The sequence below is a fragment of the Microbacterium sp. 4R-513 genome (assembly GCF_011046485.1).
Taxonomy (GTDB): domain Bacteria; phylum Actinomycetota; class Actinomycetes; order Actinomycetales; family Microbacteriaceae; genus Microbacterium.
The window spans coordinates 3255139-3271132 of the sequence record NZ_CP049256.1 but is presented as its reverse complement, the minus strand read 5'-3'; the positions used below and the strand labels follow the sequence as shown (position 1 = coordinate 3271132).

General features: G+C 69.1%; 19 protein-coding genes, 2 tRNA genes and 1 pseudogene. 9 read left to right on the top strand and 13 right to left on the bottom strand.

Translation table 11 applies throughout. The features are described from left to right. Window positions 1–24: 24 nt before the first annotated feature. The 4 genes and pseudogenes from ettA to ssb all read right to left on the bottom strand — a co-directional run. Entirely contained in the window at window positions 25–1704 is a 1680-nt protein-coding gene (ettA, locus tag G5T42_RS14430; RefSeq protein ID WP_165129486.1) for an energy-dependent translational throttle protein EttA, read from the bottom strand. Window positions 1705–1802: 98 nt separating this feature from the next. After that, entirely contained in the window at window positions 1803–2339 is a 537-nt protein-coding gene (locus G5T42_RS14425; protein ID WP_241245843.1) for a hypothetical protein, read from the bottom strand. A 43-nt stretch (window positions 2340–2382) separates the two neighbouring features. After that, the gene (locus G5T42_RS17805; protein WP_241245842.1) at window positions 2383–2607 is read right to left on the bottom strand and encodes a hypothetical protein; all 225 of its coding nucleotides are present in this window, start codon (window positions 2605–2607) and stop codon (window positions 2383–2385) included. A gap of 100 nt (window positions 2608–2707) precedes the next feature. Continuing rightward, a pseudogene (gene ssb / locus G5T42_RS17800) lies at window positions 2708–2956 on the bottom strand (single-stranded DNA-binding protein); the annotation flags it as partial. Between the two features lie 243 nt (window positions 2957–3199). On the opposite strand from ssb, the gene G5T42_RS14415 reads away from it, so the two are divergent. Continuing rightward, entirely contained in the window at window positions 3200–3463 is a 264-nt protein-coding gene (locus tag G5T42_RS14415) for a hypothetical protein (protein ID WP_165129485.1), read from the top strand. 97 nt (window positions 3464–3560) lie between these two features. Here G5T42_RS14415 and G5T42_RS14410 read toward each other — a convergent pair whose 3' ends face one another. Then, entirely contained in the window at window positions 3561–4889 is a 1329-nt protein-coding gene (locus G5T42_RS14410) for a PLP-dependent aminotransferase family protein (RefSeq protein ID WP_241245841.1), read from the bottom strand. Between the two features lie 61 nt (window positions 4890–4950). On the opposite strand from G5T42_RS14410, the gene G5T42_RS14405 reads away from it, so the two are divergent. Continuing rightward, on the top strand, window positions 4951–5577 hold the full coding sequence (locus tag G5T42_RS14405; RefSeq protein WP_165129484.1) for a hypothetical protein: 627 nt from the start codon (window positions 4951–4953) through the stop codon (window positions 5575–5577). Window positions 5578–5679: 102 nt separating this feature from the next. Here the strand turns inward: G5T42_RS14405 and G5T42_RS14400 are convergent, their stop codons facing one another. After that, window positions 5680–5892, bottom strand: coding sequence for a methyltransferase (locus G5T42_RS14400; protein ID WP_165129483.1), 213 nt, complete (start codon window positions 5890–5892; stop codon window positions 5680–5682). 162 nt (window positions 5893–6054) lie between these two features. Here G5T42_RS14400 and G5T42_RS14395 point away from each other — a divergent pair. From G5T42_RS14395 to G5T42_RS14370, 6 genes are all read left to right on the top strand, one after another. Next, a tRNA-Arg gene (locus G5T42_RS14395) sits at window positions 6055–6127 on the top strand. A gap of 39 nt (window positions 6128–6166) precedes the next feature. Continuing rightward, window positions 6167–6793, top strand: a complete 627-nt coding sequence (orn, locus tag G5T42_RS14390) for an oligoribonuclease (RefSeq protein ID WP_165129482.1) — start codon at window positions 6167–6169, stop codon at window positions 6791–6793. A 37-nt stretch (window positions 6794–6830) separates the two neighbouring features. Next, a tRNA-His gene (locus G5T42_RS14385) sits at window positions 6831–6906 on the top strand. Window positions 6907–6928: 22 nt separating this feature from the next. Then, complete coding sequence (locus G5T42_RS14380) at window positions 6929–7279, top strand: metallopeptidase family protein (RefSeq protein ID WP_165129481.1); 351 nt, start codon at window positions 6929–6931, stop codon at window positions 7277–7279. Beyond that, on the top strand, window positions 7270–7578 hold the full coding sequence (gene clpS / locus G5T42_RS14375; protein ID WP_165129480.1) for an ATP-dependent Clp protease adapter ClpS: 309 nt from the start codon (window positions 7270–7272) through the stop codon (window positions 7576–7578). Before G5T42_RS14380 ends, clpS begins: the two co-directional genes overlap by 10 nt. Then, the gene (locus tag G5T42_RS14370) at window positions 7575–8078 is read left to right on the top strand and encodes a DUF2017 family protein (RefSeq protein WP_165129479.1); all 504 of its coding nucleotides are present in this window, start codon (window positions 7575–7577) and stop codon (window positions 8076–8078) included. The genes clpS and G5T42_RS14370 overlap by 4 nt, the downstream gene beginning before the upstream one ends. 20 nt (window positions 8079–8098) lie before the next feature. Here the strand turns inward: G5T42_RS14370 and G5T42_RS14365 are convergent, their stop codons facing one another. From G5T42_RS14365 to gatC, 6 genes are read right to left on the bottom strand one after another with little or no spacing between them, the layout of a single operon-like run. Further along, the gene (locus G5T42_RS14365) at window positions 8099–8692 is read right to left on the bottom strand and encodes a hypothetical protein (protein ID WP_165129478.1); all 594 of its coding nucleotides are present in this window, start codon (window positions 8690–8692) and stop codon (window positions 8099–8101) included. Further along, entirely contained in the window at window positions 8667–8987 is a 321-nt protein-coding gene (locus G5T42_RS14360) for a hypothetical protein (RefSeq protein WP_165129477.1), read from the bottom strand. Before G5T42_RS14360 ends, G5T42_RS14365 begins: the two co-directional genes overlap by 26 nt. 55 nt (window positions 8988–9042) lie before the next feature. Continuing rightward, entirely contained in the window at window positions 9043–10302 is a 1260-nt protein-coding gene (gene dinB, locus G5T42_RS14355) for a DNA polymerase IV (RefSeq protein ID WP_165129476.1), read from the bottom strand. A gap of 39 nt (window positions 10303–10341) precedes the next feature. Continuing rightward, window positions 10342–11856: an Asp-tRNA(Asn)/Glu-tRNA(Gln) amidotransferase subunit GatB gene (gatB, locus tag G5T42_RS14350; RefSeq protein ID WP_165129475.1), complete on the bottom strand. Its 1515-nt coding sequence runs from the start codon at window positions 11854–11856 to the stop codon at window positions 10342–10344. Beyond that, window positions 11856–13379 (bottom strand): Asp-tRNA(Asn)/Glu-tRNA(Gln) amidotransferase subunit GatA, encoded by a 1524-nt coding sequence (gene gatA / locus G5T42_RS14345; RefSeq protein ID WP_165129474.1) that lies wholly within the window; start codon window positions 13377–13379, stop codon window positions 11856–11858. The genes gatB and gatA overlap by 1 nt, the downstream gene beginning before the upstream one ends. Then, on the bottom strand, window positions 13379–13678 hold the full coding sequence (gene gatC / locus G5T42_RS14340) for an Asp-tRNA(Asn)/Glu-tRNA(Gln) amidotransferase subunit GatC (protein WP_165129473.1): 300 nt from the start codon (window positions 13676–13678) through the stop codon (window positions 13379–13381). The genes gatA and gatC overlap by 1 nt, the downstream gene beginning before the upstream one ends. A gap of 55 nt (window positions 13679–13733) precedes the next feature. Here gatC and G5T42_RS14335 point away from each other — a divergent pair, with 55 nt between their 5' ends. Continuing rightward, window positions 13734–15437 (top strand): long-chain-fatty-acid--CoA ligase, encoded by a 1704-nt coding sequence (locus tag G5T42_RS14335; protein WP_165129472.1) that lies wholly within the window; start codon window positions 13734–13736, stop codon window positions 15435–15437. Window positions 15438–15451: 14 nt separating this feature from the next. Here the strand turns inward: G5T42_RS14335 and G5T42_RS14330 are convergent, their stop codons facing one another. Then, on the bottom strand, window positions 15452–15946 hold the full coding sequence (locus tag G5T42_RS14330; protein ID WP_206535653.1) for a DUF4262 domain-containing protein: 495 nt from the start codon (window positions 15944–15946) through the stop codon (window positions 15452–15454). Between the last annotated feature and the right edge of the window lie 48 nt (window positions 15947–15994).

Here is a 15994-nt window from a genome sequence, read left to right as displayed (position 1 = left end):
CCGAGCGAGCTCGGCTGCCCTGGCTCAATCGCGCGTCAGCTTGCGATAGGTCGAACGGTGGGGCTTGGCGGCGTCGGGGCCGAGGCGCTGGATCTTGTTCTCCTCGTAGGCCTCGAAGTTCCCCTCGAACCAGTACCACTGGTCGGGGTTCTCGTCGGTGCCCTCGTAGGCGAGGATGTGCGTCGCGATCCGGTCGAGGAACCACCGGTCGTGCGTGATGACGACGGCGCAGCCGGGGAACTCGAGAAGCGCGTTCTCGAGGGACTGGAGCGTCTCGACGTCGAGGTCGTTCGTCGGCTCGTCCAGAAGGAGCAGGTTGCCGCCCTCCTTGAGCGTGAGCGCGAGGTTGAGACGGTTGCGCTCACCACCCGAGAGGACGCCGGCCTTCTTCTGCTGGTCCGGCCCCTTGAACCCGAACTTGGATACGTAGGCGCGCGAGGGGATCTCGGTCTTGCCGACGGTGATGATGTCGAGGCCGTCCGAGACGACCTCCCACAGCGTCTTGTTCGGATCGATGTTGGAGCGCGACTGGTCGACGTAGCTGATCTTGACGGTCTCGCCGATCTTGAGCACCCCGCCGTCGAGCGGCTCGAGACCGACGATCGTCTTGAACAGCGTGGTCTTGCCCACACCGTTCGGGCCGATGACGCCGACGATTCCGTTCGGCGGGAGCGTGAAGCTCAGACCGTCGATGAGCGATCGACCGTCGAAGCCCTTCTGCAGCTTCTTCGCGTCGATGACAACACTGCCCAGACGCGGCCCCGGCGGGATGCTGATCTCCTCGAAGTCCAGCTTGCGCGTGCGGTCGGCCTCCGCGGCCATCTCCTCGTACCGGGCGAGGCGCGCCTTCGACTTCGCCTGCCGGCCCTTCTGGTTCGAGCGCACCCAGTCGAGCTCCTCCGCGAGGCGCTTGGCGAGCTTCGCGTCCTTCTTGCCCTGGATGGCGAGCCGCTCGGCCTTCTTCTCGAGGTAGGTCGAGTAGTTGCCCTCGTACCCGATGAGCCGGCCGCGGTCGACCTCCGCGATCCACTCCGCGACGTTGTCGAGGAAGTACCGGTCGTGCGTGATGGCGATCACGGCGCCGGGGTACTTCTGAAGGTGCTGCTCGAGCCAGAGCACACTCTCGGCGTCGAGGTGGTTCGTCGGCTCATCGAGGAGCAGGAGGTCGGGCTTCTGCAGGAGCAGCTTCGTGAGTGCGACGCGGCGCTTCTCACCACCGGAGAGGGGTGCGATCTCGGCATCGCCGGGCGGAGTGCGAAGAGCGTCCATCGCCTGCTCGAGCTGAGAATCGAGGTCCCACGCGTCAGCCGCGTCGATCTCCTCCTGCAGCTGGCCCATCTCCGCGAGCAGCGCGTCGAAGTCGGCGTCGGGGTCGGACATGAGCCCGGAGATCTCGTTGAACCGGTCGACCTTCGCCTTGATGGCGATCCCGTCCTGGATGTTCTCGAGGACGGTCTTGGACTCGTCGAGCTCCGGCTCCTGCATGAGGATGCCGACGCTGAACCCCGGCGAGAGCTTGGCCTCGCCGTTCGACGGCTGGTCGAGCCCGGCCATGATCTTCAGAATCGTCGACTTTCCGGCGCCGTTCGGACCGACCATGCCGATCTTGGCACCGGGGAGGAAGGCCATCGTGACGTCATCGAGAATGAGCTTGTCGCCCACTGCCTTGCGGGCGCGGACCATGGAGTAGATGTACTCAGCCATAACCTGTCCAGTCTAGGGGCGGGCCGGGAGGCGCTTCCCGCGAGGGATGCCGCGACCCGCCACGCGCCGGGGCTTGCCGCGGCCCGGCGCGAGCTGCATCACCAGTCGATGGGCCGGGTCTGTCCGATGAGACAGCTGCCCTCACCGACGACCGGGAGCACTGTCGTGACGGGCTCGCCGGTCGCCGGCCCCACCTGTCCGACCAGGCACTCGCCCGCCCACAGAACCGAGAACTGGATGCTCTCCGCCGGATTGCCCACCGTGGACTCGTCGTTCGTCACCTGCATCGCGCCCTTGTCGAAGCCCGCGGTCGCCAGGGCGTCGATATATGCGCGACCTGACGCCCTGTCCGGACCGGCCCAGACGGCTGCGACGATCGACGTGAAGTAAGCAAGGTTGTCGCTCGCGCTCCCGTCGGGCCGCAGCACGAGGGCCGGGGCCGCAGTCGCGGATGCCGAAGCCGTACCCGATGGGGAGGGCGCAGGCAGTGACGCCGTCGCGGACGCACTCGGCGTGTCGGGGGGGCCGGCCGCGCAGCCCGTGAGAACCGCGAGGCAGAGCGCCGCGGTCGCCAGGGCGCCGGAGCGCCGAGTGATCGCCGCCCGCCGGGGGGTCGGATGAGAGCGGCGAAGCACGCGACGAGTCTAGGCGGCGCGGCCACGGCGTCCGCCGTGAGCCTCAGAAGGGCGTGTCGGCGTCGGTCGGCGCTCCGTCGGCTGCGTTCCGGCCGCCTGCACCGACCAGCGCGAGCTCCTTTCGCTCGACGGGCGAGGGTTCGACGTCGGCGGCACGCTGCGGCTCGGGGGACGGACCTGCTCCGGGTACGGCCCACTCCCCCGCCGCCGACGCCGGTGCCCAGTCGGTGTCCACCGCGGGGGCACCGGAGGGGGAGGGACGAGGCATCCTTCTCGAAACGCGTGGTGCCGAACAGGAGGTCGTGGCCGATCGCCTCGACGTCGATCTCCGCGCTCGTGCCCTTCTTCGCGCCCGACTCCCACTCCCGCAGGCGCAGGCGCCCGGTGAGGATCACCCGGTCGCCTTTGCGCAGCGAGTGGAAGGCGTGCTCAGCGAGCGCCCGGAACGCCGAGACGGTGTACCAGTTCGTGTGCGAGTCGACCCAGGAACCGGTGTTGCGGTCGTAGCGGCGCTGGCCGCTGGCGACGCGGAATGTCGTGATGGCGACGCCGGCCGGCGTGCGCTTGTGCTCCGGCTCGGTGGCGACGTTGCCCGTGATGGTGATGGTGTCGGTCATTGTGCTTCCTCTCTTCGTGCGGATGTCTCCCGCGGATGCTGCGCCGGCGCTCGAGTGCCCGTCGAACGCCGGCGCTCCCATCAGCATCTCGAGGGCGCGGACGACGGGAAGCGCCGCAGAGCACGCCGGTGGATCGATCAGAGACGTCGGTGGGTGTGGAGGAGAAGCCGTTGACGCTTCGAAGAGTCGGTGCGGTGGGAATGTCGGAGGTCGCACATATGTTCGATCAAGAGAGGAGACCTCATGACTGCACTCACAGACCTCGCACCCTCGTCGCCACCTGCTCTCCGCGCCGGCACCCCGGTCAGTCTCGCCCGCGTCGCCCCATCCCTCTGGCGCGTGATCGACACACAGGGGCGGGTCATCGGCCACCTCCAGGCCTTCGCCGAGATGGGCGGCGTGCGCTACCGAGCGCGTCGCTTCCACGTCGCGTCGCGGGTGTTCCGAGAGCTCGGAGAGTTCTGGTCGGCAGACGACGCGATCGACTGCCTGCGATTCGCTCGCTGACTACACGACGGCTTCGAGCTGGTCGACGACGGTCACCGGAGCGCCGCTGCGCACCCGCGGCCATGCCTCGCTGAGGATGTCGGCCGCGGTGCGCAGCTCATCGAGCGACGCCGTGAACGGGACGCGAAGATGGCGATCGTGGCCGCCGTCGACCGCGAAGCGCGATCCGGCCGACAGGAGCAGTCCCCGGCTCCGCACATCCATGACGAGCGCCGAGCTCAGCGGCGCGTCGAGTCCGATCCAGAGCGCTACACCTCCGGGGGGGCGTCGGCACGGACCACTCGGGGAGCCCGGTGCGAAGAGCGTCGATGAGCGTGTCCCGCCCGGCGCGCAGGAGGTGGGAACGCTGGGCGACGACTTCCCCGAACCGCGGCAGAAGAGCAGCCGCCACCGCTTGCTCGAATTCGGGTGTACCGAGGTCCTGCGTCGACCGAGCCGCCACCAGCCGGCGGATGAGGTCGGACTGCGCACGGATCCAGCCGACCCGCAGGCCACCCCACACGGTCTTGCCGAGCGATCCCAGTCGCACGACCGAACCGGGCTCTCCGTGGAGGAAGGCCGGCGCGATCCAGCCGCGGTCGATGTCGAGGTCTGCCGTCGTCTCGTCGAGGACGAGCACGGTCCCTGCGCGCTCGGCGGCCGCCAGGATGACGGATCGATCCTCGGGTGTCATGGAGCGCCCCGTGGGGTTCTGGAAATCCGGCATGAGGTAGGCGACGACCGGCAGGGTGCGGGCGAACGCCTGCTCGGCGCGGTCGAGATCCCATCCGTCCGCTGTCGTCACGGGCACCCCGACCGGCCGAGCGCCGGCTCGACGGAAGGCATCGGCGGCGTGCGGATAGGTGGGGGTCTCGATCAGGACGCGATCCCCCCGACCCAGCAGCACCGAGGCGAGCAGATGGATCGCGGATTGAGCACCCGTCGTAACCAGGACCTCGCCGGCATCGGTCGGGATGCCCCGACGCGTGTACTGGTCGGCGATCGCGGCGCGGAGGTCGTGCCGGCCGAGGACGTCGTAGCCGACGCGCGACACGAGCGCGGCCGCCTGGCCCGCGACCTCGGCGATGACACCTGCGAGGCCCGGCCAGGACGGCGGGCTCGCCTGCTGCAGGTCGATCGCGCCGTCCGGAGTGGCGACTCTGCCGGGATCGCGACGTCGAAGCGGGAGGGTCTCGCTGCCGGAACCTCGCACGCTGGCGATGTGGCCCGTCTCGCGGAGGCTGCGGTATGCCGCAGCCACCGTGCTCCGGCTCACCTGGAGCGCGGCTGCCAGCTCTCGCTCCGCGGGCAATGCCGTGCGCGGCGCAAGGCGGTTGTCGAGGCAGAGCAACCGGATGCCGTCGGCCAGCGCCTCGTACGCGGGCTCCCGCGTACGCCATCCGCCGAGCGTCGCGGTGAGTGCGCGCGCCGACACCCTCGAGTCCATGGGGCCAGCATAGGGGAATTGGACTGCAGGTGTCAGTCCAATCGTGCGATTGGATGGTGGCATGACACGTCGCGTCCTTCAGCTGCTCGTCGGCCTGGTCCTCTACGGCATCGGGTGCGCGCTGACTGTCGAAGCCGGCCTCGGAGTGGATCCGTGGACGGTATTCGCTGAGGGCGTCTCCATCCACACGGGCATCGGGATCGGGTGGATGACGAGCATCATCGGGTTCCTGGTGCTTCTGCTGTGGATCCCCCTCCGCCAGAAGCCCGGGATCGGCACGATCGCGAACATCGTGCTCGTGGGGACGAGCATGCAGTTCGCCCTCTCGGTCATCCCGCCGATGAGCGGGGTCGCAGCTCAGTTCGCCGCGCTCTTCGGAGGCATCCTTCTCGTGGCGGTCGCGTCCGGCCTCTACATCGGCGCGCACTTCGGCCCGGGGCCGCGCGACGGGCTCATGACCGGCATGCACAGCCGCCTGGGCTGGCCGATCTTCGCATGCCGAGCGCTGGTGGAGCTGTCCGTGCTGTTCGTGGGATGGCTGCTCGGGGGAACCGTGGGCGTGGGCACTGTGCTGTTCGCGGTGCTCATCGGCCCGCTCGTGCACCTCGCGCTTCCGCTGCTCGACACACGGCGCGGAACGACGGTCCGCGCCACGTCCGCCGCGCCGGAACCTCAGACGGCGGAGTGACCGCATCGATCGGCACGTCGATCAGACGACACGCCGGATTCGATCCGCTTGCCGAACCCCAGTGCGAGGGGCGCTCGGTGCGGCTCGCCTCCCGCTGGAGGCTCAGTGCTCGCGGAACTCGGGCCAGTCGGAACCCGGCTTCATGTGCGCGTGCAGGGCGTTCTTCGCGACATCCATCGACGGATAGGTGCCGATCGGAGCATCCGCTCCCGCCATCTTCACGGCGTAGGCGCTCCCGCCGGTCTTCTCGATCGTGCCAACCGCCCCCGCAGGTCCGAATGCCACCCACAGGCGCCGCGTCTGCGTCTCGCTCATGATGCAACCCCTTCGACGTCGTCGTCCTCTCGGCGTCCCCGACGCTACGCCGCACCTACCGTGTCTGCCAGGCATTGACAGGCAGTTCTCGGAAACTGCGTGCGCATCGCGGCTCCCGGTTTCCGCTCGCTCGGCGCGGGCCGGTAGCCTGATACTCACCTTCCCTCCGTAGCTCAGGGGACAGAGCGAGCGGTTTCTACCCGCCAGGTCGGGGGTTCGAATCCTCCCGGAGGGGCTCAGATGCCGCGTCGGCGGCCATCATTAGGATGGCTTCATGGTGGGCGCTTCCGAGAACGATCGGCTCGTATGGATCGACTGCGAGATGACGGGCCTCGATCTCGAGATCGATGAGCTCGTCGAGATCGCGGTGGTCATCACCGACTTCGAGCTGCGCCCCGTGCATCCGGGGTTCCAGATCGTCATCAAGCCCGATGACTCGTCGCTCGAGCACATGAGCGAGTTCGTCCGCGCGATGCACTCCTCGTCCGGGCTGCTGGATGAGATCCCGCAGGGTGTGAGCCTCGCGGATGCCGAGTTCCAGGCCCTGGAGTACATCCAGCAGTTCGTCGCACACGAGGGGAAGGCCCCGCTCGCGGGCAACACGATCGGGACGGACCGCATGTTCCTCGCCAAGTACATGCCGCGGATCGACCGGTGGCTGCACTATCGCAACGTCGACGTATCGAGCATCAAGGAACTGGCACGTCGCTGGTACCCGCGTGCGTACATCCACGCGCCGGCGAAGGGCGGCGGGCACCGGGCCCTCGCCGACATCCGCGAGTCGATCCGAGAGCTGGCGTACTACCGCCAGGCGGTCTTCGTCCCCCAGCCCGGACCGACCAGCGACGGGGCGCGGGCGGCCGCGGCATCCGTCGTGTCAACGTTCGCTCCCGGGGTGTGAGAGAATCTTCTGGTTGCCCGCTCACGCGGGAGACATGGTGGGTATAGCTCAGTTGGTAGAGCACCTGGTTGTGGTCCAGGGGGTCGCGGGTTCAAGTCCCGTTACTCACCCCAATTCCTATTGCGCGAGTCGGCGATGATCGAGATGGATGTCGAGGCGTTCGAGGCTCTCGTCACCGATGAGCTCGATCAGCTGCCGGACGACATGATCGACGGCCTCGACAACGTCGTGTTCGTCGTCGAAGACCGACCCGAGGACGGGAGTCTCGACCTGTTCGGACTCTACGACGGATGGGCGCTCACCGAACGCGGACGCTACGGCGGCGGCGAGCTCCCCGACCGCATCATCGTGTACCGCGAACCGCATCTTCACGCGTGCGACGACGAGGAAGAGCTCCGCGACGAGGTGCACACGACGCTCGTCCACGAGATCGCGCACTTCTACGGCATCGACGACGATCGACTGCACGAACTCGGGTGGGCGTGATGATTACGGCAACCGCCCCCGAGCGCACGGAGGACGTCGACCTCCGCCTGACACCCGAAGCCGTCCGGCCGTGGCAGACGGTCGTGTGGAACGACCCCGTCAACCTCATGAGCTATGTCGTGCACGTCTTCCGTGAGTACTTCGGGTTCCCCCGTGCGCAGGCCGAGCGCCTCATGCTCGCCGTGCACCACGACGGGCACGCCGTTGTGGCCGAAGGCGCGCGTGAGCAGATGGAGCTGCACGCGCGGGCGATGCACGACTACGGACTGTGGGCGACCGTTCGAGAGGCACCGCAATGACCCCTGACCGACTCGTCGTCCTCGAGCTCTCGCGGATGGAGGCGTCCCACCTCGCCGGACTCGTCGTGCAGTTCGCAGACCTGCTCGACGAGTCGGGCGCCGGCCTCCCTGAAGATCCCGCCGTCCTGCGGCTCGTCCCCGACGCGTATACCGGCGATGCCGAGTCGGCGCGGGAGTTCCGCGAGCTCACCCAGCGCGACCTCCTGGAAAGACGGTCGACGGATGCCGCGGCCGTCCTTGCGAGCCTGCACGAGGCTGCACTTCCGACCGAGGAACGAGAGGCGGAAGAGGCCGAGCTCGAGATCACCCTCATCCGTCTCGACCCCGATGCGCTGCAGGCGTGGCTGCGGACGCTCGCCGCCATCCGTCTCGTCCTCGCCTCTCGCCTCGGCATCGAGCACGAAGACGACCATGTCGACGACGACCCGCGCTTCGGCGTCTACGACTGGATCGGCTACCGCCTCGACGGATTGGTCCGCGCCGCCGACGGCGAGGACTGACGGCGACGAGGAATCCCCCCTCACGGGATCGCGAACATGTGCGTCGCGTGCCGACGAGGGTCGTCGCGCACGAGGTGGCGCTCCTCCTGTTCAGCCCACTGCTCCCAGTGCGGGCGGTAGATCTCGCCGTCACGTTCGAGAGCGCGACGCTTGCGCGATACCAGGGGCGATTCCAGCCAGACCCGCACATCGCCGAGCCGAGCGGTGGCTCCTGTGATCAGGCCCGAGCCCTCGACGATGAGCGGCAGCGACGGATCGACCGCGTGCGCTTCCGCGGGGGCCGAGGCATCCCAGTCCCACCGCTGCCAGATCCCGAGGACGCCGCGTCCGTGCGGGACCAGGATGAGCGTGCGCGCCGCCTCCACGCCGTCGGCGAGGCCGTCCCAGCCCGGGTAGATACTGTCGAGTGCGACGAGCTGGACCCGGCCCGTGAGAGGCCACCGGGCCACGAGCTGCTTGGCCAGGCTCGTCTTGCCCGCTCCGCTCTGACCGTCGATGAGGACGACCGGATTGGACACGCCGAGGTCCCGCACCGCGTCGAGGACGCGCACGGCGGCGGTGTCGAGGGCTGCGGCGACCGGGTCGGCGTTACTTCTTGAGGGCGCGGATGACACGGCTGAGCGCGCGGCCGGCGACCCATACGAAGGGGATCGCGACCGTCAGGAGCGAGACGATGTTCGGCTCGAAGCGCACCTCGCCGCCCCGGCGGATGTACGCGCCGACGGGAACGGCCCAGCCGCCTCCCCCGCCGCCGCCGTTGCCGGCGTCGTCGCTCCCGCCGCCGAAGCCGGTCCAGCTCAGCGACACGGGGATGACCTGCACACCCCCGACATCGCGCTGTTCGCCGTAGGCGGCGTTGATGCCAAGAGATGCCGACTGCTTGCCGAGCTCGAGTGCGATGTTGGGCATGCCCCCACGCTACCCGGCCGTCCGCGGGATGCCCAGGGTCACCCGCCGTGGGGATTCATTCCGTGGGCGGTGCCGGAGGATGCGACGGCAGCGACGAGCCGCCGCGCGATGAGCCGAGAAGCGTCGCACGCGTCACCGCTCCTGTGCCGAACCGGGCGACGGCGTCGTCGAGTGCGCCCTCGACACGGCGCCATTCCTCGTCGTCGTCCCAAAGCGTGGGCGCATCGTCGCGGGTCGGCCGGAGCTTCTCGCCGCGCACCCCCACGAGCCGCACCGGGAGTACACGGTCGACGGACGCGAAGAGCTCGAGCGCGGCCTCTCCGATCCGCTGCCCGACATTCGTCGGCTCGGGAAGCGTCTGCGAACGGCTGATCGTCGTGAAGTCGGCGAACCGCACCTTGATCGCGATCGTCGACGCCTCCCAGCCGCCCTTTCGCAGGCGGGACCCCACGCGGTCGGCGAGGCGGCGGAACTCCGACCGCAGGGCGGCGGGGTCGTCGACGTCCTGGAAGAAGGTCTCCTCGTGTCCGACGCTCTTCTCGATCCGCGCCGTATCGACGCTCCGCGGATCGAGTCCGCGCGCGAGGTGCCAGATGCGATCGCCCATCGCGCGCCCGAGCGCGCGGTCGAGGACTTCGGGCGGCGTCTGCAGGATGTCGGCGACCGAATGGATGCCTCGCGCCGCGAGTGACTCCGCCGCTTTCGGGCCGATCCCCCACATGGCCCGGGCCGGCTGAGCGGCGAGGAACGCCTGGGTGTCCGGCGCGGCGATGATCAGCAGACCGTCGGGCTTGCTCAGCGTGGATGCCATCTTCGCGACGTGCTTCGTCGCGGCGACGCCGACGCTGCATGTGAGGCCCGTCTCTTCGAGGACCCGGCGGCGCAGCATGACGGCGATCCGGCCGGGGCTCCCCCATAGTCGGCGCGCACCGCGGACATCGAGGAACGCCTCGTCGATCGAGAGCGGCTCGACCAGGGGCGTGATGTCGTTGAAGATCTTCATGACCTGCTTCGAGAGCGCGATGAAGCGATCGAAGTCGGGCGGCACGACGATCGCCGTGGGGCAGAGTCGAAGCGCCTGAGCCGTCGACATCGCCGACCGCACGCCGTACCGACGAGCCTCGTACGAGGCGCTGGAGACGACGCCCCGGCCCTCCATGCCGCCGACGATCACCGGCTTGCCCTTGAGCGACGGGTCGTCGAGGATCGCGACAGACGCGTAGAAGGCGTCCATGTCGACGTGCAGGATGCCGGTGCCGGTGTCGTCCGCCCCTTCGGGCGAGACGACCCGACCCGATCCGTCCCCGCGTCCCATACGCCCATTCTCTCCGCGGCTGCCGACAGCCGCTGCGGGCTACTGCGCCGCGCGCTCGAGGACGAGCTCGCGCACGCGAGCCGCGTCGGCCTGGCCCTTCATCGCCTTCATAACGGCGCCGATGACGGCGCCGGCGGCCTGCACCTTGCCGTCGCGGATCTTCGCCAGCACGTCGGGCTGCGAGGCGAGGGCCTCATCGATCGCCGCGATGAGTGCACCGTCGTCGGACACGACGGCGAGCCCGCGGGCGTCGACGATCTCCTGCGGCGTCCCCTCCCCTGCGATGACGCCCTCGAGCACCTGACGGGCGAGCTTGTCGGTCAGGGTGCCGGCATCGACCAGCTTCTGCAGCGCGGCGATCTCGGCAGGCGTCACGAGGCTCGAAGGCTCGCGGCCTTCTGCGTTCGCGATGCGTGCGACCTCGCCGGTCCACCACTTGCGCGCCGCGGCGGGCGATGCGCCCGCGGCGATCGTCGCCTCGACCTCGGCGAGCACCCCGCCGTTGACGATCCCCCGGAAGTCGATGTCGCCGAAGCCCCAGTCGGCCTTGAGCCGTCGGCGGTGGGCTGCGGGCGGCTCGGGGAGCTGCGCCCGCAGACCCTCGATGAGCTCCGTCGAGGGAGCCACCGGCAGCAGATCGGGCTCGGGGAAGTAGCGGTAGTCGTCGGCGTCGGACTTGGGCCGGCCGGGCGAGGTCGTCCCGGTGTCCTCGTGCCAGTGCCGCGTCTCCTGCGTGATCGAGCCGCCCGACGACAGGATCGCCGCCTGACGCTGGATCTCGTACCGCACGGCGCGCTCGACGGAGCGCATGGAGTTGACGTTCTTGGTCTCGGTGCGCGTGCCGAGCTTCTCCTGGCCGCGAGGCCGCAGCGACACGTTGGCGTCGCAGCGGAGATTGCCGCGCTCCATGCGGGCCTCCGAGATCCCGAGCGAGATGACGATGTCGCGGATCGTCCGCACGTACGCGGCCGCGAGCTCGGGTGCCCGCTCCTCCGCGCCGAAGATCGGTTTCGTGACGATCTCGACGAGCGGAACGCCCGCGCGGTTGTAGTCGACGAGCGAGTATTCCGCCCCCTGGATGCGTCCCGTCGACCCGCCGACGTGCGTCAGCTTGCCGGCATCCTCTTCCATGTGCGCACGCTCGATCGGCACGGTGACGATCGTGCCGTCGAGGAGCTCGACCTCCACCTCGCCTTCGAATGCGATGGGCTCGTCGTACTGCGAGATCTGGTAGTTCTTGCCGAGATCCGGGTAGAAGTAGTTCTTGCGCGCGAAGCGGCTCGACGGCGCGATCGAACAGCCGAGTGCGAGGCCCAGGCTGATCGAGTAGCGGACGGCCTCTTCGTTCACGACGGGGAGCGAGCCGGGGAGACCCATGTCGACCGGCGCCACGAGCGTGTTCGGCGTCGAGGCGTGATTGTCCTCGTGCGCCGGGTTGGGCGCGGCCGAGAACATCTTCGTCTTCGTGTTCAGTTCGACGTGCACCTCGAACCCGAGCACGGGCTCGTACAGCTCGAGGGCCTTGTCGAAGTCCATCAGCGCATCCTTCGCCATCAGCGGACGCCTCCCTTCGCACCGATCGCCGGAGCCCTGTCGAGGAGCGGGCCGCCCCACGAGTCAACGAGCGCCGCTTCGAGCGCAGCGCCGACGCGGTAGAGGCGCGCGTCCTCACGGGCGGGAGCGAGGAACTGGATGCCGACGGGCAGGCCGTCCTCTGCGGCGAGACCCGAGGGGATCGAGATCCCCGGCACCCCCGCGAGGTTGGCGGGGATCGTGGTGACGTCGTTGAGATACATCTGCAGCGGGTCGTCGATCTTCTCGCCGAGCTTGAACGCCGTCGTGGGCGCGGATGGGGTGGCGATGACGTCCACCCGGGTGAAAGCTTCGTCGAAGTCGCGCTGGATGAGGGTGCGCACCTTCTGCGCCGAGCCGTAGTAGGCGTCGTAGTAGCCGGCCGAAAGGGCGTAGGTGCCGAGGATGATGCGACGCTTCACCTCGTCGCCGAAGCCGGCGTCTCGCGTGGCGGCCATGACCTCTTCGACAGTGGATGCCGCGTGGGGCGTCACGCGAAGGCCGAAGCGCACCGAGTCGAACTTGGCGAGGTTGCTGGATGCCTCGGCGGGGAGGACGAGGTAGTAGGCGGCCACTCCGTACTCGAAGTGGGGTGCGCTGATCTCGACGATCTCGGCGCCCTGCGCCTCCATCACCGCGAGCGCCTCCCGGAAGGATGCCGAGACACCCGACTGGAAGCCGCTGTCGGGAAGCTCCGAGATCACCCCGACCTTGAGCCCCTTGAGCACGTCACCGCGCGCTCCCTCGCGGGCGGCCTCGGCGAATGACGGCCACTCGTCGGTGAGGGAGGTCGAATCGTGCGGGTCGTGCCCGCCGATGACGTCGTGCAGCAGCCCCGCGTCGAGCACGGTGCGCGTGACCGGACCCACCTGGTCGAGGCTCGAGGCCAGCGCGATCGCACCGTAGCGACTCACTCCGCCGTACGTGGGCTTGAGGCCCACCGTGCCCGTCACATGCGCCGGCTGGCGGATGGAGCCGCCTGTGTCGGACCCGAGCGCGAGCGGCGCCTCGAAAGCCGCGACGGCCGCGGCCGAACCGCCGCCGGAGCCGCCCGGGATGCGGTCGAGGTCCCAGGGGTTCCGCGTCGGGCCGTACGCCGAGTGCTCGGTCGAGGAGCCCATCGCGAACTCGTCCATGTTGGTCTTGCCGAGAGGGACGAGTCCGGCGGCGCGCGAGCGTGCGACGACCGTCGCGTCGAAAGGCGACATGTAGCCCTCGAGGATCTTCGAGCCGCTCGTCGAGGGCATGTCGGTCGTGACGAGCACGTCCTTGATCGCGAGGGGCACGCCGGCCAGCGCACCGAGCGCCTCGCCGGACGAACGGCGGCGGTCGATCTCGCCCGCGACGGCGAGCGCGTGGTCGCTCACGTGCAGGAAGGCGTGCACGTCTCCGTCGACCTCGGCGATGCGGTCGAGGTGGGCCTGGGTCGCCTCGACGCTGGAGACCTCGCCGGCGGAAAGCTTCTCGGCGAGCGCGGCGGCGCTCAGTCGCGTCAGGTCGCTCACTACTGCTCCTCCCCCAGGATCGCCGTCACGCGGAAGCGGTCGTCGGAGGCATCCGGCGCATTCTGGAGCGCCTGCTCGAGGGTCAGCGTCTCACCCACGGCGTCGGGGCGGAAGACGTTCTGCATGGCGATGGGGTGACTCGTCGCGGGGACCTCGGGCGTGGCGACCTCCGAGACCTTGGCGATGTTGTCGACGATCACATCGAGCTGTCCGGTGAGGCGCTCGACCTCCTCGTCGCTCAGCTGGATCCGGGCGAGCACACCGAGATGGCGCACGAGATCGGGGGTGATTTCAGACACGACGCCAGTCTAGTTGGGCTCTGCGAGGCGCCTTGGCCGGGCGTAGTCTGACCCCGTGACGACCGCCTATGACCCGCCTCGCCCGTGGATCGCCAGCTACGCACCGGGTGTTCCCGCCGACCTGGATCCTGTGTCGGGGTCGCTCGTCGACATCGTCGAGGCTTCCTCTCGCGACTATCCGGACGCCCCCGCCCTGCAGTTCTTCGGGAGGGAGACGTCGTACCGGGCCCTGCAGGAGTCGATCGAGCGCGCGGCCGCGGGACTCAAGGCCATGGGTGTCGGCCCGGGTGATCCCGTGGCGATCGTGCTGCCGAACTGCCCGCAGCACATCGTGGCGTTCTATGCGATCCTGCGGATCGGCGGAGTCGTCGTCGAGCACAACCCGCTCTACACGCCCCGGGAGCTGCGCAAGCAGTTCGAAGACCACGGCGCCAAGCACGCGATCGTGTGGAGCAAGGTCGTCGCCACGGTGCAGGAGTTCCCCGACGACCTCGCGGTCCCGAATCTCATCTCGGTGAACGTCATCAAGGCCATGCCGTTCACGACCCGCCTCGCGCTGCGGCTGCCCATCCGAAAGGCGCGCGAGTCTCGCGAGGCGTTGCACGAGGGCGTGTCGGGGACCACGACGTGGGAGCAGCTGATCGGCGCCGATGCGCTCCCGGCGAGCCATCCCAAGCCCGCGACCGACGATCTGGCGATCATCCAGTACACGAGCGGGACGACGGGGACGCCCAAGGGAGCGAGCCTCACGCACCGCAACCTGCTCGCCAACGCCGCTCAGGCGCGTGCCTGGGTGCCTTCCATCCAGCGCGGAAAGGGATGCGTCGTCTACGCGGTGCTGCCGATGTTCCACGCGTACGGACTCACTCTGTGCCTCACCTTCGCGATGTCGATGGGTGCCCGGCTCGTGCTCTTCCCGCGCTTCGACCCCGACATGGTGCTCGCGGTGACGAAGAAGCACCCCGCGACCTTCCTCCCCCTCGTGCCTCCGATCGCCGACCGGCTGCTGAAGGCCTCGCGTGAGAGGGGCGTCTCGCTCGCCGGCACCGAGGTGGCGATCTCGGGGGCGATGGCCCTCCCGCATGAGCTGGTCGTGCCGTTCGAGGCGGCGAGCGGCGGCTTCCTCGTCGAAGGGTACGGCCTCTCGGAGTGCTCCCCCGTGCTGATGGCGAATCCCGTCGCCGACAACCGCGTGCCGGGGACGGTCGGCCTCCCGCTTCCTGGGACGGAGTGCCGCGTGGTGGACCCCGACGACCCGTCCACGGATGTCGCGCGCGGCGAGCGCGGTGAGCTCGTGGTGCGCGGGCCACAGGTCTTCCAGGGCTACTACGGCAAGCCCGAGGAGACCGAAGCGGTCTTCGTCGACGGGTGGTTCCGCACCGGCGACATCGTCACGGTCGACGACGCAGGGTTCGTACGCATCGTCGATCGCATCAAGGAGCTCATCATCACCGGTGGCTTCAACGTGGCTCCCACCGAGGTCGAGAACGCCCTCCGCCAGCATCCCGACGTCGAGGACGCCGCCGTCGTGGGCCTCCCGAGCGACCACTCCGGCGAGGAGGTCGTCGCCGCCGTCGTGTGCGCCCCGGGCCGCGAGGTCGACGTGGAGGGCCTGCGCGACTTCGCGCGAGGCATCCTCACCCCCTACAAGGTGCCGCGGCGCATCTTCCTCGTCGACGAGCTGCCCAAGTCGCTCATCGGCAAGGTGCTGCGCCGCCAGGTGCGGGAGTCGCTCGTGAAGCTCACGACGGGCGCCTGACCCCGGTCGCGACGTCACCATGCCGTGAAGTCGCCGGGACGCGGCTGGATCCAGACGGCGTTGGAGTAGTCGTCGTCCCACGGGAAGCGGCCGTCGCGATCGTCGTAGGTCAGCTGCAGCAGCTCGACGGAATGCTCGTCGGGCCGTCGATAGAAGCGGTTGGCGGCGAACGCGATCTGGCCGGGATTCGGGACCGCCTCGACCGTCACCCGATGACTCCAGCCCTCGAATTCGAGCACCTGCCCGGGGACGATGTCTTCTCCCGCACGCACCCGATCCGCGACGTCGTTGAGCAGGAGTCCGGTGGTGCGGGCGTCCAGCCCGAAGACGAGGAGCTCAGGATGCCCCATCCCGAACAGCCCGATCGTGTAGGCGAACGGCGTCTCGCGACGTCGCATGTCGCCGCCGACGTACTCGAGACTCACACCGTACTTGCGGATCGTCTGAGCCGTGCGCTTGTCTTCCTGATCGAGCCAGGCGATCACTGCGGGATCGGGGGTCACGGTCATCTCGGCGTCCTCTCCTGGAAGGACTTCCGAGATTAGAACATACCTACG

What these genes read in the sequence shown, in the direction of transcription:
- G5T42_RS14415 (WP_165129485.1), top strand. Translation starts at nt 3,200, where the DNA reads ATGACTGCACTCACAGACCTCGCACCCTCGTCGCCACCTGCTCTCCGC.
- G5T42_RS14405 (WP_165129484.1), top strand. Translation starts at nt 4,951, where the DNA reads ATGACACGTCGCGTCCTTCAGCTGCTCGTCGGCCTGGTCCTCTACGGC.
- G5T42_RS14330 (WP_206535653.1), bottom strand. Translation starts at nt 15,946, where the DNA reads ATGACCGTGACCCCCGATCCCGCAGTGATCGCCTGGCTCGATCAGGAA.
- G5T42_RS14370 (WP_165129479.1), top strand. Translation starts at nt 7,575, where the DNA reads ATGACCCCTGACCGACTCGTCGTCCTCGAGCTCTCGCGGATGGAGGCG.
- G5T42_RS14410 (WP_241245841.1), bottom strand. Translation starts at nt 4,889, where the DNA reads ATGGACTCGAGGGTGTCGGCGCGCGCACTCACCGCGACGCTCGGCGGA.
- gatB (WP_165129475.1), bottom strand. Translation starts at nt 11,856, where the DNA reads ATGGCGAAGGATGCGCTGATGGACTTCGACAAGGCCCTCGAGCTGTAC.
- dinB (WP_165129476.1), bottom strand. Translation starts at nt 10,302, where the DNA reads ATGGGACGCGGGGACGGATCGGGTCGGGTCGTCTCGCCCGAAGGGGCG.
- ettA (WP_165129486.1), bottom strand. Translation starts at nt 1,704, where the DNA reads ATGGCTGAGTACATCTACTCCATGGTCCGCGCCCGCAAGGCAGTGGGC.
- G5T42_RS14360 (WP_165129477.1), bottom strand. Translation starts at nt 8,987, where the DNA reads ATGCCCAACATCGCACTCGAGCTCGGCAAGCAGTCGGCATCTCTTGGC.
- G5T42_RS17805 (WP_241245842.1), bottom strand. Translation starts at nt 2,607, where the DNA reads ATGCCTCGTCCCTCCCCCTCCGGTGCCCCCGCGGTGGACACCGACTGG.
- orn (WP_165129482.1), top strand. Translation starts at nt 6,167, where the DNA reads ATGGTGGGCGCTTCCGAGAACGATCGGCTCGTATGGATCGACTGCGAG.
- G5T42_RS14400 (WP_165129483.1), bottom strand. Translation starts at nt 5,892, where the DNA reads ATGAGCGAGACGCAGACGCGGCGCCTGTGGGTGGCATTCGGACCTGCG.
- G5T42_RS14380 (WP_165129481.1), top strand. Translation starts at nt 6,929, where the DNA reads ATGATCGAGATGGATGTCGAGGCGTTCGAGGCTCTCGTCACCGATGAG.